The organism is Acrocarpospora macrocephala, from assembly GCF_009687865.1.
GTDB classification, from domain to species: Bacteria; Actinomycetota; Actinomycetes; order Streptosporangiales; family Streptosporangiaceae; genus Acrocarpospora; species Acrocarpospora macrocephala.
On the sequence record NZ_BLAE01000041.1, the window covers coordinates 88,830 to 102,249 of the forward strand.

Here is a 13,420-nt window from a genome sequence, read left to right on the forward strand (position 1 = left end):
CCTCAACATCCTGCTGGCCGCGCTGACGATCATCTTCCTGGTGGCGACGGCGACCATGCAGCCGATGGCGATCTTCGCCAAGGACGTCAACGCCGGGATCCCCGACTCCATCGCGCTCACCGGCGACGGCGTGACCGGCATCGTGCTCGTCTCGCTCATCGTCTGCCTGATCCCGACCACGATCGGCGCGCTGCTGTCGGCCATCGGCATCGCCGGGATGGACCGGCTGGTGCAGCGTAACGTGCTGGCCATGAGCGGGCGGGCGGTCGAGGCGGCAGGCGACGTCGGCACGCTGCTACTGGACAAGACCGGCACGATCACGCTCGGCAACCGGCAGGCCGCGGAGTTCGTCCCGGCCGAAGGGGTATCCGCTGACGAGCTGGCCGAGGCCGCCCAGCTGGCCAGCCTCGCCGACGAGACCCCCGAGGGCCGCTCCATCGTCGTGTACGCGAAACAGGCCTACGGCCTGCGCGAGCGCCAGCCCGGCGAGCTCGCCCACGCCGCGTGGGTCCAGTTCACCGCCCAGACCCGGATGTCCGGCGTCGACATGGACGGCCGCCAGGTACGCAAGGGCGCCGCGACGGCGGTCATGAAGTGGGTACGCGAGAACGGCGGCCAGGCCACGGAGGGCGTCGGCCACCTGGTGGACGGCATCTCGGCCTCCGGCGGCACCCCGCTGGTGGTCGGCGAGGTCACCGGCGGCAAGGCCCGCGTGCTGGGCGTCATCCATTTGAAGGACGTCGTCAAGCAGGGCATGCGCGAACGATTCGACGAGATGCGCCGCATGGGCATCAGAACGGTGATGATCACTGGGGACAACCCGCTGACCGCCAAGGCCATCGCCGACGAGGCCGGGGTGGACGACTTCCTGGCCGAGGCCACGCCGGAGGACAAGCTCGCCCTGATCCGGACCGAGCAGGAGGGCGGGCGGCTGGTCGCGATGACCGGCGACGGCACCAACGACGCCCCCGCGCTCGCGCAGGCCGACGTGGGCGTGGCCATGAACACCGGCACGTCGGCGGCGAAGGAGGCGGGGAACATGGTCGACCTCGACTCCAACCCCACCAAGCTCATCGAGATCGTCGAGATCGGCAAGCAGCTGCTCATCACCCGTGGCGCGCTGACCACGTTCTCCATCGCCAACGACATCGCCAAGTATTTCGCGATCATCCCGGCCATGTTCGCCGCGGTCTATCCGGGCCTGGACACGCTCAACGTCATGCGCCTGGCCAGCCCGCAGTCGGCCATCCTGTCCGCGGTCGTGTTCAACGCGATCGTCATCGTGGCGCTCATCCCGCTGGCCCTGCGCGGCGTGCGGTACACGCCGGGCGGCGCGTCCAAGCTGCTCAGCCGCAACCTCTACATCTACGGTCTGGGCGGCATCGTCGTGCCCTTCCTCGGCATCAAGCTGATCGACCTTCTCATCCAGTTCCTTCCAGGGATGTCGTAATGGAACGTCTGCCCGGCTGGCTCCGCCAGCATCTCGCCGCCGTACGGGCGCTGCTCGTGCTCACCGTGGTGACCGGCGTCATCTATCCGCTGGCCGCCACCGGCGTGGCCCAGGCCGTGTTCAACGCCAACGCCAACGGCTCGCTGGTGACCAAGGACGGGAAGACCGTGGGCAGCGCGCTCATCGGCCAGAACTTCACCGACGCCGACGGAAACCCGGTCAAGCGGTACTTCCAGAGCCGGCCGTCCGCGGCGGGCGACGGGTATGACCTGCTGTCCACCGCGGCCAGCAACCTCGGACCCGAGGATGTCGTGGACACCCTCGCGGTTCCGGGCGCCACCGACGAGGGCAGCCAGAGCCTGCTGACCACCGTGTGCGCGCGATCCAAGGCCGTCGGCGAGCTGGAGGGCGTCTCCGGGGCCCGCCCGTTCTGCACAGGGGACGGAGTCGGCGCCGTGCTGAAGGTCTTCCCCGCCGTCGGCGCTCCCGCCCGGGTGGTCAGCGTCAACCAGGCGTGCCCCGCCACTCCCTTCGTCGCCGTGTACGAGGGCGTCGCGGTGGAGTGCGGGAAGCCGGGGGAGGACTACTCGGCGGGCCGTACCGTGCCGGTCCGGGGTGAGGTCACCGAGGTCCAGGTGCCCGCCGACGCGGTCACCGCCAGCGCCTCCGGGCTGGACCCGCACATCTCGGCCGCGTACGCCGAGCTCCAGGCGGCCCGCGTCGCCAAGGAGCGGGGAATCGACGTGGCCAGGGTGCGGGCGCTCATCAAGGAGAACACCACCGGCCGAGCGGTCGGCTTCATGGGCGAACCCGCCGTGAACGTGCTCCAGCTCAACCTGGCGCTGGACCGGGGGTAGCAACCGTGCCACGCGGGCGGCTGAGGGTCTACCTGGGGGCGGCGCCGGGGGTCGGCAAGACCTTCGCGATGCTCAACGAGGGCCTGCGTGGCCTGGAGCGTGGCAGGGACGTGGTCGTGGGTCTCGTCGAGACGCACGGCCGCCCCCGCACCGCCGAACTGCTGGACGGCATGGAAGTGGTCCCCCGCAGGACGATGGTGCACCGGGGGACCACCTTCACCGAACTCGACGTCGACGCCGTCATCGCCCGCCGCCCCCGGGTGGCGCTCATCGACGAGCTGGCCCACAGCAACGTGCCCGGCTCGCGCAACGCCAAGCGCTGGCAGGACGTCGAGGAGATCCTCGCCGCCGGGATCGACGTCGTCTCCACGGTGAACGTCCAGCACCTGGAGTCGGTCAACGACGTGGTCCAGCAGATCACCGGCATCCCGCAACGGGAGACCGTACCGGACGAGGTGGTGCGGCGGGCCGACCAGGTCGAGCTGGTCGACATGGCGCCCGAGGCGCTCCGCCGCAGGCTGGCCCACGGCAACGTGTACGCGCCGGAGAAGGTGGACGCCGCCTTGTCGAACTACTTCCGGGTCGGAAACCTGACCGCCCTGCGCGAGCTCGCCCTGCTCTGGGTCGCCGGAAAGGTCGACGACCAGCTCGACCGCTACCGCGCCGAGCACGGCATCGCCACCACCTGGGAGGCGCGCGAACGCGTCGTGGTCGCCCTGACCGGCGGCCCCGAAGGCGACACCCTGGTACGGCGCGCGGTCAGGATCGCCGCCAGGACCAAGGGCGCCGACCTGCTCGCCGTCCACGTCACCAGGGCCGACGGGCTGGCCGGCGGCGACCCGGCCAGCCTGGCCAGGCAGCGCACGCTGGTGGAGAGCATGGGCGGCACCTACCACCAGGTGATCGGCGAGGACATCCCGCGGGCGCTGCTCGACTTCGCCCGCGGCGTCAACGCCACCCAGCTGGTCCTGGGCGCCTCCCGGCGGGGGAAGTTCGCCCAGATCCTGTCCCGCGGCGTCGGCGTGGAGACCACCGCGATGTCCGGGACCATCGACGTCCACATGATCACCCATGACGAGGCCAAGCGGGGACGGCGGCGGCCCTCGCGGTCCCGGGCGGCGCTGACCCGCACGCGCAGGCGGGCGGGCTGGGTCATGGCCGTCGCCGGAATGCCCGCGCTGGCCGCCGCGCTCATCCCGTCCCGCGACGCGCTGGCGCTGCCCAGCGAGACGCTGCTGTTCCTGCTGATGGTCATCGGCGTCGCCCTGATCGGCGGCATGTGGTCGGCCATCGCCGCCGCCGTCGGCGGGTCGCTGCTGCTGAACTACTACTTCGCCCCGCCCATCCACGAATGGACGATCTCCGATCCCGAGAACATTCTCGCCCTGGTCGTGTTCGTGCTGGTCGCGGTGATGGTGAGCATGATCGTGGATCTGGCGGCGCGCCGTACCAGGCAGGCCGCGCGGGCCGGGGCGGAGGCCGAGCTGCTGTCCACGCTGGCCGGTCACGTGCTGCGCGGGGAGGCGGCGGTGCCCTCCCTGCTGGCGCGGATGCGGGAGAGCTTCGGCTTCCGCTCGGTCACCGTCCTGGAGCGGCGGCCCGAGGCGGGGCAGATGCCGGACGACCGGTCCGACCCGCAGGCGTGGCGCATCCTCGCCACGGCCGGGGGAGAGCCGTGCACCTGCCCCGCCGTCGCCGACACCGACGTGGTCATCGACGAAACCCTCGTCCTGGTCGCGCGGGGGAAGCTCCTGGACGCCTCCGACCGCCGGGTGCTGGAGGCCTTCGCGGCCGAGGTCGCCGTTGCTCTGCGCCAGGAGCGGCTGCGGGACGAGGCCGAGCAGGCCAAACCACTGGCCGAGGCCGACCGGATGCGTACGGCGCTGCTGGCCGCGGTCAGCCACGACCTGCGCACGCCACTCGCCTCGGCCAGGGCGGCCGTCGAGAGCTTGCGCAACACGGGTATCGCGTGGTCGGCCGACGATAGGGAAGAACTGCTCGCCACCGCCGCCGAGTCCCTGATCAAGCTGGGCCGCCTGGTCGAGAACCTGCTCGACATGAGCCGCCTCCAGTCGGGCGTGCTCGGCCCGGCTCCGCAACCTGTCTCCCTGGCCGACGTCCTGCCCCGGGCGATCGACGATCTAGGGCCGCTCCGGGACCGCGTCGAGGGCGAGATCTCCGCCGAGTTCCCCGACATCGTCGCCGACCCGGCCCTGCTCGAACGCATCCTGGCCAACCTGATGTCCAACGCCGTCCGCTACAGCCCTCCGGACCTGAAAGTCCTGATCACCGCGAGCTGGCACGTCGACCAGGCGGAGATCCGGATCATCGACCGGGGCCCCGGCATCCCGCCCGAGGCGCACGAGCGGGTCTTCATGCCGTTCCAGCGGCTCGGCGACCGCGACAACCACACGGGTGTCGGCCTCGGCCTCGCCCTCTCCCGGGGGCTCGCGGAGGCCATGGGCGGCACCCTGCTCCCCGAGGAGACCCCGGGAGGCGGCCTCACCATGATCCTCACGCTGCCGCTCTCGTCGCGAGCGCATGCTGTCAAGAGGGCGTAGGGCGGCACCTGCTCCCGAGGAGACGCCGGGAGGCGGTCTCACCATGATCCTCACGCTGCCGCTCTCGTCGCGAGCGCATGCTGTCAAGGGGGCGTAGGGCGGCACCTGCTCCCGAGGAGACGCCGGGAGGCGGTCTCACCATGATCCTCACGCTGCCGCTCTCGTCGCGAGCGCATGCCGTCAAGAAGGCGTAAGGCGGCACCTGCTCCCCGAGGAGACACCGGGGGCAGTCTCACCATGATCGTTACGCTGCCGCTTTAGACGCGAGCGCACGCCGTCAAGAAGGCGTAGGGATTCCGGGTCTCACCGTATGGGTGTCGTAGGGAGCGCGGTGACAGGGCTGACCTGGGGTGACGATAGGAACATCTACCCCCAAAGTGTACGAGCCGGTCAGCAACCCGCCCGGCGAGATCACGACATCTACCCTCATAGGAGGACTTGATGTCCGCGGTGCTTACCACCCCTGCGGCCAAGGAGCCCCCGGATACCCGGGACAGGCACCGGCTGAGCGTGCTCGGCGGCCTGGCCGCGCTGTCGCTGGACGCGATGGCCTCGGTGGCTTACGGGCCCGAGGCGATCGTGCTGGTGCTGGCCGTGGCGGGCGGGGCCGGTCTGGGGTTCGCCATTCCGGTCACGCTCACCATCGCCGCGCTGCTGGCGGTGCTGACCTTCTCCTACCGGCAGGTCATCGCCGCCTTCCCCGAGGGGGGTGGCGCTTATGGCGTGGCCAAGACCCATCTTGGCCGGCGGGCCGGGCTGGTGGCCGGGGCCAGCTTGATCGTCGATTATGTGCTCAATGTGGCGGTGTCGGTGGCCGCTGGGGTGGCGGCGCTTACTTCGGCGTTTCCGGGGTTGTTGCCGTACACGGTGTGGATCTGTCTGGCGGTTCTGGCCCTGGTTACGGGGGTCAATTTGCGCGGGATCGCGGGCAGTGCCCGCGCTTTCATCGTGCCGACGGCGGTCTATGTCGGCGCGATCCTGCTGGTGATCGTCGCGGGTCTGGTTCGCACCGGGCCCGCTGTGGTGACCCACGCGCAGGTGACGGGGTTGCAGACTGTCGGGGTTCTGCTGCTGCTCAAGGCATTCGCCAACGGCTGCGCCTCGCTCACCGGAGTTGAGGCCATCGCCAACGCCGTACCCTCCTTCCGGAAGCCGCGGGTGAAGCGGGCCCAGCGGGCCGAGGTTGCGCTCGGGGCGCTGCTGGCGGTCATGCTGGTCGGGATCGCCGCGCTGATCGAGAAGTTCGCGATCGCGCCGGTGGACGGCGTCACGGTCCTGGCGCAGGTGACCCAGGCCTCCCTCGGTGACGGACCGCTGTTCTACCTGGTCCAGTTCTCCACCGTGATCTTGCTCGCGCTGGCGGCCAACACCTCCTTCGGCGGATTGCCGGTGCTGGCCCAGCTGCTGGCCGCCGACAACAACCTGCCGCACTTCTTCGCTCTGCGCGCCGACCGGCACGTGCACCGGTACGGCATCGCCTTCCTCACCGTCACCTCGGCCGCGCTGCTGGTCCTCGCGCGGGGCGACATGAACCTGCTGGTACCGCTGTTCGCGATCGGCGTCTTCGTCGGCTTCACGCTGTCCCAAGGCGGAATGGTCAAGCACTGGGTGACGGCCCGCCCGGCGGGCTGGCGGTGGCGCGCCGCGCTCAACGGCTTCGGCGCTTTGCTGACCTTTCTGGCCGCGATCGTCGTCACCATCTCCAAGTTCACCGAGGGCGGCTGGCTGATCGTGGTCACGTTGCCGCTGATGGTGCTGGTGATGGAGCGGGTCAACCGGTCCTACGCGCGTATCGGGCGGCGTCTGGAATTGGGCAGGACGCCGGTTCCACCCCGGTCCCGGCGGTCCCTGGTGGTGGTTCCCGTGCAGGGGGTCAACCGGCTGACGTGCGAGGCCCTGGCCGCCGCGCTGTCCCTCGGCGACCGGGTGGTGGCGGTCAACGTCACCCACCCCGAGGATGAGCAGGACGCCCGCCGGTTCGTCGAAGCCTGGGAGCGCTGGCAGCCCGACGTCGAACTGGTCCAGCTCTTCGACGCCCACCGGCGCCTGGACGAACCCCTCGTCGACTACATCAGCCGGGTTCCCGAGGCTCACGTATTCGTGCTGATCCCGGAGGTCGAGCCGGAACATGCCTGGCAGCGACTGTTGCAGAACCAGCGGGGGGCGGTGCTGGCTCGCGCGCTGCGGCGCCGTACCGACGTGGTGGTGTGCCGGATGCGCTTCCGGGTCTGACTATGCGGGCCTGGCGGTTCCGAGGGCGTGGGACATGCGGTGGAGGGGGAAGCGGTCGAGGCGCTCGATGGTGAATCCGGTGCGCTCGATGGCGGCCACGGTGTCGCGGGCGAGGTGGCAGCCGCCGCAGACGCGCGACCAGAGCGGGGACGCCACGCGCTCGGCCAGCACGGCGATCGGCTTCGGCGACGGCTGGTGCTCGTAGAACCGCAGCTCACCATCGGGCCGGAGCACGCGCCTCACCTCGGCCAATGTCGTCTCCAGGCGAGGCGCGCAACACAGGATCAGTGAGCAGACCACGGCGTCGCACGACCCGTCAGGCACCGGCAACCGGGTCAGGTCGCCGTTAAGGATCTGTACGCCGGTCGCGACGCTGGCCGCGGCGAGCCGGGCCGCGGCACGCAGGAACGGGTCCGGCTCGACGAGCGTGATCTCCTCGACCTCGCGGGGATAGCAGGTGAGCTTGACCCCGTCGCCGGCGCCGATCTCCAGCACCGAACCCGCGAGGCCGCTCAGCAGGCGATCCCGTTGCTCCGTCGGGCGCGAGCTGCCCCGGCCCCCGACACGCACCGGCCGCGGATGGTGGAACTGCTCCATCCCACGCCCCAACTTGCCGCTGGTATCCGGGGGTTCATTGAACGCGAGCACCGCCTTGTTCCTCCTCCGTCGGGAGTTCCACTTTCGGGCGGCGTCGGAATGGCTGGAACAATCCATATGAGACTTCTACGGGTTGGGCGAAAATCCGTACGCGTTCTTGACGGCGGTCAGCGACTGACCGTCTTCTGGTACAGCCGGGTGGCCAGGGGGACGAACACGATCAGGATCAGCACCGACCAGAGCAGCGACACCAGCACCGCGTGCTGGAGCGGCCAGGCGCCCGAGACGGCCGTGGCGGGAATGGCATTGCCGAACAGGTCGCGCGCCGCCTGGACGATCGTGGAGACGGGATTCCACTCGGCGACGGCCTTCAGCGGGCCGGGCAGCCGGGCGCTGTCGACGAACACGTTGGACAGGAACATCAGTGGCATCGACACGAGGGTGGCGATGTTGTTGAACACCTCGGGCGTGCGCAGGGCCAGCGCGACCGTCGCGGTCACCCAGGAGAACGCATAGGCGAAGAGCAACAGCAGCAGGAAGCCCATGACGGCCTCGTGTGGTGTGGTGTGGATCCGCCAGCCGACGATCAGACCCACCACGGCCATCACGACGATGCTGGTGAGGTTCATGAGCAGGTCGCTGAGAGTCTGGCCGGTCAGCACCGCCGAGGGTGCCATCGGCAGGGTGCGGAACCGGTCGAAGATGCCTTTCCGCAGGTCCAGGGTCAGGGTGTAGCCGGTGATCTGCGCGCTGGAGACGATCGCCACGACGAAGACCCCGGGGACCATGTACTCGCGGTAGGAGACGCCGGGCACCTCGATCATGCTGCCGAAGATGTAGGCGAACAGCAGCACGAACACGATCGGGAGGATGACCGCGCCGCCGAGCAGGTCGGGGGCACGCTTGATCTTCAATGCGTTGCGCTTGGTGATCGTCACGCTGTCGGCGATCGCCATCTGGAGGGTGTTCATCGGTCGTGCTCCTTCGGGCTGTCGGTTGTCTGGTGGCCGGTGAGGGTCAGGAACACCTCGTCCAGGGTCGGTCGCCGCAGGCTGGCGTCGCGTACCGTGACACGTTCGGCGGCCAGCGTGCCCAGCGCGCTGGTGAGCGACGCCGCGCCGCTGGTCACCGGGATCGTCACGTGGAGGGCATCGGTCCGCATGTCTCCTACGGCGAGGGGCGCCAGCGTCCGCCGTACCGTCTCCAGGTCTGCCGGGTTCGTCACGGTCAGCTCGATCCGGTCGCCGCCGATCTGGTCCTTGAGCTCGTCGGCGGTGCCGAGCGCGATCACGTGGCCGTGGTCGACCACCGCGATCCGGTCGGCGAGGCGGTCGGCCTCCTCCATGTACTGGGTGGTGAGCAGCACCGTGGTGCCGGTGGCGACGAGTTCGGAGATGGTGTCCCACAGGCCGGCGCGCGCCCTTGGGTCCAGGCCGGTGGTGGGCTCGTCGAGGAACAGCACCGGCGGGTTGGCGACCAGGGCCGCGGCGAGGTCGAGGCGGCGGCGCATGCCGCCGGAATAGCCCTGCACCGGGCGGTCGGCGGCCTCGGTCAGATCGAAGCGTTCGAGTAGCTCACGTGCGCGTTGTTTGCTGGGTTTTGTGCCGAGGTGGTAGAGGCGTCCGACCATTTCCAGGTTCTCGGCGCCGGTGAGGTGGTCGTCGACGGCGGCGTACTGGCCGGAGGCGCCGATGTGGGAGCGCAGGCGGTGCGCGTCGGCGACGACGTCGAAGCCGGCGACGGTGGCATGGCCGGCGTCGGGTTTGAGAAGGGTGGTCAGGATTCGTACGGTCGTGGTTTTTCCGGCGCCGTTGGGGCCGAGCAGGCCGAACACCGTCCCTTCGGGGACCGAAAGGTTCATCCCGTCGAGGGCGATCACGTCGCCGTACTTCTTGACCAGGCCTTCGGCCATGATGGCGGGGGGCATGAGCTTCTCCTGTGGGCATGACGGCATGGCGGACGGTCGGTTGATCGTCCGGTTTGTGGTTATCGGGCGAGGGTTAGCTGAAGCGTTTGCGCGCGTAGCGGATCTTCACGTGGCCGTAGCCCAGCTCGCCGGTGACCCGGACGTGGGGATTGCCGGGGCTGGGACGTCCCGGCACCTTGCAGGTGGTGCTGCCCCATCTGGTCACCACGGCGTCGGCGTTCGCGGTCGCGCCGGGTGGGAGGATGATCGTCGCGGAGCCGTACGCGAGCTGGAGTTCGATCTCGATCACTGAGTGCTCGATCACGGCCTGGGAAAGGTCGAGGTGCGCGCCGCCGTACTCGGAGGTGATCCGCAGCCGTCGCGGGACCAGCCAGTCACCGGCGCGCTTGACGCGCCCGCCCGTGGAGTTCAGCTCGACCACCTCGTCCACGGGCTCGCCGGGCAGGTCGGCGACCGCTGGTGCCAGATCACCGTGGGACCTGGCCGTGAAAGCCAGTTCGAGCCGATCGTCCATCTCCTCGGGGGTGATCAGGCCCGCGGCGAACGCCTGTTGAAGTCGCTGAACGGTCTTGTCCCGATCGTCATCGGAGACGCGCACCCCCGGCTCTATCGGCATAATTCTTCTCCTTTATCCGGCGGCCGACTGAACGACCGATTGCCGTTCAGTCGTTCATCGGGATGAATCAGATGTCAAGGTCCTCCACGGCGGGACGCGTTGCCACGTCGGCGATCAGGTCGTAGAACTCGTCCGGAACCTTCCCGCGCAGGTCCTCGAAGGATTCCACTACCTCAAGCGTGGATTCCCCCTGAACGAAACCCCAGCTTGAGTCGGCCAGGCCGAGATACGTCTTCCATGCGCCACGGGAGAAGAGCCCCTCCATCCAGTTCTCGGATCCCGAGGTCGCGCTGTCCGTCCAGTCGGGAGAGCGGTCCACATGCAGGACATACTTACCTGTCCGGGACCGGTAGACGCGGAACATCTCGACCCGGCTCCCCGTGGTGCGCCCCCACTCCCCGAGAAGCACACCGGAGAACCGCTGCTTGCGCCCGACACCCTGCCCCACCTGCACGATGATCTCGTCGTAGCCTTCCTTGCGCCCCTCCTCCATCTCGATGTAGCGCCGCAACGCCGTGGAGATCGCCTGAGAAAGATTCCCTCCGGAGAGCTCCTGAGCTCGCTGAAAGAGCTTCAGATCGTCTTCGGACACGTAGATCGTCTTATTCGGCATGACCACCCTCCTCTTGTACGTATGAGTCTACGTATAAGACAAGAGCATCGCAATGCCTTCCCCATCAGCGCAGGCGTCCAGCGGCACGTCGTCGGCGGCCCCGTAGTCGGAGAGCCCGCCGAGCACCTAGGCCCAGCGCCGCGAGCGCGTACCGGAAACGGCCTCGACAGTCCGAAAGGAGATGGTGGTGACGTAGGGGCTGACCGGAATGCTGCTGCCCAGGGCGAGCACCGGCCCGAAGACGCACTCGCCCGGTCAAGATTTCCGGACTGCCTCGCACATGTCGATGATCGCCGAGGCCACCAGGTCCGGCTCGTCCACGTGCACGTAGTGGGCCGCATTGCTGGCGATGACATGCCGACTGTTGTCCGACAGCGTGGCAAGATCTTCCTGGAGCGGCATCCAGATCTTCATCCACCTGCGCGCGAACTCCGGATCACGGAAGCCGAAGTAGGTGTCGACCGAGGTCACGCTCCTGGTGATGACCGTCAGCGGCAGGTCGCCGAAACTGCGCCGCTCGGCAGCCAAATCCTTCTTGGCCGATGAGCCGTTCTGGAGGAGTTCGGCCACGACGGCGCGACGCCGCCGAGAACTCAAGGTCAGCGCCACGGCGGCCTCGACCCACTCGGCGGGTACGGTCAGGGCGGCATCGTCATGGTGATGGCGATGACCCAGCGCCTGCACGCGGGCCCGCTCGATCCCGCGCGGGCGGAGAACATAGCGGGTCAGCGCTCGCCGCCATCGGTCGAAGTCGCCCATTCTCCAGCCGAACTCTTTCACGATCTTCTCGAAGGACAGTTCGTGGCTGGCATCGATGAGGACCAGTCCGGCGACATTGTCCGGGTGGCGCGCCGCGTAGATCCGGTTGATCGACCCGCCGAGCGAATGGCCGACCAGAACGTAGGGGCCGGGGATATCGGCAGCCTCAAGGGTGGCGTGCAACTCCTCGGCTAGTTCCACGGACGAGCGGCGACCTGGAACCCACTCCGACCAGCCGAGGCCGCCACGGTCGTACAGGACCACCCGGTGATCGGGGACAAGCTGTCGCTGGATTCTCACCCATTCCAAGCAGTTGGAACCGATGCCGGTCGCGACCACGACGGTCGGACCACGATCGCCTTCGCACCACACATGAAGGCGGCGGCCATTCACATCGACGAGCTTTCCTGGGGGTGGAAATCGGCGCATATCCTGCCGTTCCCCAAGAATCTGGGACGCGGCGCTCAGCGTGGCGGTTGTTCCCAGCATCCATGCTCCGGCCTTGACAAGGCGGGAGATTCTTGTGGGGCTCACAAAAGGGCGCTCCTTCGCTTTACCAGGCGACTGGATGTTTCGTCTTGCTCGATCAGTGGATCTCGACAAAACAGGGGGCCAAACCCATTTGTCGTGGGATGTGCGCTGGCTTTCCATCAGACAGGCAGCGGCCAGCTCTGTCCATCCGGTTCACCGAGCTATACGCGCTGGCCATCAGGGTGTGACCGTCAGGCCGAATGCTGACTGATGCGGGGAGCCCGCTTCCTGCCAGGTGTGGATGGTGTCCTCCACCGCCTCCCACAGCCGTAGCGGCCCGTGCTGATGGACGATCCAGCCGCCATCGGGATCCGGTCTGATGTCGGCCTGCGCTCCGGTGCTACATCGAGCAACGTCAGGATGTCCTCGGCCCAGCCATGTTGCGCCTGCGGAACGGCGTGCTGAGCAACGAACAGGGCCGTGTCGTCGTTCACTCGATGAAGATCCACCGGTATGGGTCGGCGCTGTCACCGGTCGCTTCCAGGGCAAAGTCGAAGCAGCCGAATGCGAGGCTGAATCTATCGAGGTAGCCGTGCAGGCGGCGACGATCCGGGAGGGAACCTCGATCGGGCTGTATATCGATCGGGCTGTATATCAAGGCGTCCCAGTCACCGCGTCGCCAGTCCAGTTCGCCACCGGGGGAGGCGATCTCCTGGGCGAACACCTGGCGGCCCACGACCGTCACCCGGGCGTCAGCCTGCTTGCGCGCCTCTTCCTGGAACAGGTGTGCAGTGATGCTGACGGACTAGTTCAGCAGGCGTAGAACGCCGATCGCGTAGCCACGCATGGTGGCGCGCCGATCGCGTGGCTACGCATGGCGGCCAGGATCGACCCTTCACGCGCTGTCTCAGGATCGGAGAACTCCCTCAACCCCGTGGGTTCCCGGCCTGGGTAGGTGACGCTCTCGTGCCGGTCCGGTTCAGCGTCGGAACCGTCCGGCGAAGCGGTTTCTCTTGCCGTGGTAGAGGAGGGTCCAGGTGCCGTCGTGGTTGCGGCGGGTGCGGTAGCGGTCGGGGTGGGTTGCTTTGTCGCGGTTGTGCCAGGTGCAGGCGGGGGCGAGAAGGTCCAGGTCGGTGGTGCCGCCCTCGGCCCAGCCCTTGACATGGTCGATTTCGGCCATGTCGGCCGGGATGGGGCAGCCCTCGCGGTAGCAGGTGGCGTAGCGGGCCAGGACGGCCCGCCGCTGCGCGGGCGTGGCCAGGCGAACCGCGCGGCCCATGTCCAAGACCTGGCCCTGGGCGTCGACCACCAGGCGAACCAGTCGTGAAGTCCGGGCC

At 68.6% G+C, this 13,420-nt stretch carries 12 protein-coding genes; 4 read left to right on the forward strand and 8 right to left on the reverse strand.

The features are described from left to right. The 4 genes from kdpB to Amac_RS32850 form a co-directional block, all read left to right on the forward strand. On the forward strand, positions 1-1,450 hold a 1,450-nt coding region (kdpB, locus tag Amac_RS32835; protein ID WP_155358320.1), incomplete at its 5' end, for a potassium-transporting ATPase subunit KdpB. Then, positions 1,450-2,307: a potassium-transporting ATPase subunit C gene (locus Amac_RS32840; RefSeq protein ID WP_155358306.1), complete on the forward strand. Its 858-nt coding sequence runs from the start codon at positions 1,450-1,452 to the stop codon at positions 2,305-2,307. The genes kdpB and Amac_RS32840, both read left to right, overlap by 1 nt. 5 nt (positions 2,308-2,312) lie before the next feature. After that, positions 2,313-4,868, forward strand: a complete 2,556-nt coding sequence (locus Amac_RS32845; RefSeq protein ID WP_155358307.1) for a DUF4118 domain-containing protein — start codon at positions 2,313-2,315, stop codon at positions 4,866-4,868. A 441-nt stretch (positions 4,869-5,309) separates the two neighbouring features. Beyond that, positions 5,310-7,100 (forward strand): APC family permease, encoded by a 1,791-nt coding sequence (locus Amac_RS32850; protein WP_155358308.1) that lies wholly within the window; start codon positions 5,310-5,312, stop codon positions 7,098-7,100. Here Amac_RS32850 and Amac_RS32855 read toward each other — a convergent pair whose 3' ends face one another. From Amac_RS32855 to Amac_RS53935, 8 genes are all read right to left on the reverse strand, one after another. After that, a complete protein-coding gene (locus Amac_RS32855; RefSeq protein WP_170322779.1) occupies positions 7,101-7,748 on the reverse strand; it encodes a class I SAM-dependent methyltransferase in 648 nt (215 codons plus the stop codon). 116 nt (positions 7,749-7,864) lie between these two features. Next, positions 7,865-8,668 carry an ABC transporter permease gene (locus Amac_RS32860; protein WP_155358310.1) on the reverse strand — a complete coding sequence of 268 codons (804 nt, stop codon included), beginning with the start codon at positions 8,666-8,668 and terminating at the stop codon, positions 7,865-7,867. After that, positions 8,665-9,624, reverse strand: a complete 960-nt coding sequence (locus Amac_RS32865; RefSeq protein WP_155358311.1) for an ATP-binding cassette domain-containing protein — start codon at positions 9,622-9,624, stop codon at positions 8,665-8,667. The genes Amac_RS32860 and Amac_RS32865 overlap by 4 nt, the downstream gene beginning before the upstream one ends. Positions 9,625-9,697: 73 nt before the next feature. Beyond that, a complete protein-coding gene (locus tag Amac_RS32870) occupies positions 9,698-10,240 on the reverse strand; it encodes a DUF1707 SHOCT-like domain-containing protein (protein WP_155358312.1) in 543 nt (180 codons plus the stop codon). A 67-nt stretch (positions 10,241-10,307) separates the two neighbouring features. Then, entirely contained in the window at positions 10,308-10,853 is a 546-nt protein-coding gene (locus tag Amac_RS32875) for an EXLDI protein (RefSeq protein ID WP_155358313.1), read from the reverse strand. Between the two features lie 255 nt (positions 10,854-11,108). Further along, a complete protein-coding gene (locus Amac_RS32880) occupies positions 11,109-12,263 on the reverse strand; it encodes an alpha/beta fold hydrolase (protein ID WP_155358314.1) in 1,155 nt (384 codons plus the stop codon). A 310-nt stretch (positions 12,264-12,573) separates the two neighbouring features. Further along, complete coding sequence (locus Amac_RS32885; protein ID WP_155358315.1) at positions 12,574-12,828, reverse strand: hypothetical protein; 255 nt, start codon at positions 12,826-12,828, stop codon at positions 12,574-12,576. A 234-nt stretch (positions 12,829-13,062) separates the two neighbouring features. After that, the coding region (locus tag Amac_RS53935; RefSeq protein WP_218041431.1) for an HNH endonuclease signature motif containing protein at positions 13,063-13,420 on the reverse strand (358 nt) is incomplete at its 5' end.

What these genes read in the sequence shown, in the direction of transcription:
- Amac_RS32865 (WP_155358311.1), bottom strand. Translation starts at nt 9,624, where the DNA reads ATGCCCCCCGCCATCATGGCCGAAGGCCTGGTCAAGAAGTACGGCGAC.
- Amac_RS32880 (WP_155358314.1), bottom strand. Translation starts at nt 12,263, where the DNA reads ATGGAAAGCCAGCGCACATCCCACGACAAATGGGTTTGGCCCCCTGTT.
- Amac_RS32875 (WP_155358313.1), bottom strand. Translation starts at nt 10,853, where the DNA reads ATGCCGAATAAGACGATCTACGTGTCCGAAGACGATCTGAAGCTCTTT.
- Amac_RS32840 (WP_155358306.1), top strand. Translation starts at nt 1,450, where the DNA reads ATGGAACGTCTGCCCGGCTGGCTCCGCCAGCATCTCGCCGCCGTACGG.
- Amac_RS32870 (WP_155358312.1), bottom strand. Translation starts at nt 10,240, where the DNA reads ATGCCGATAGAGCCGGGGGTGCGCGTCTCCGATGACGATCGGGACAAG.
- Amac_RS32850 (WP_155358308.1), top strand. Translation starts at nt 5,310, where the DNA reads ATGTCCGCGGTGCTTACCACCCCTGCGGCCAAGGAGCCCCCGGATACC.
- Amac_RS32860 (WP_155358310.1), bottom strand. Translation starts at nt 8,668, where the DNA reads ATGAACACCCTCCAGATGGCGATCGCCGACAGCGTGACGATCACCAAG.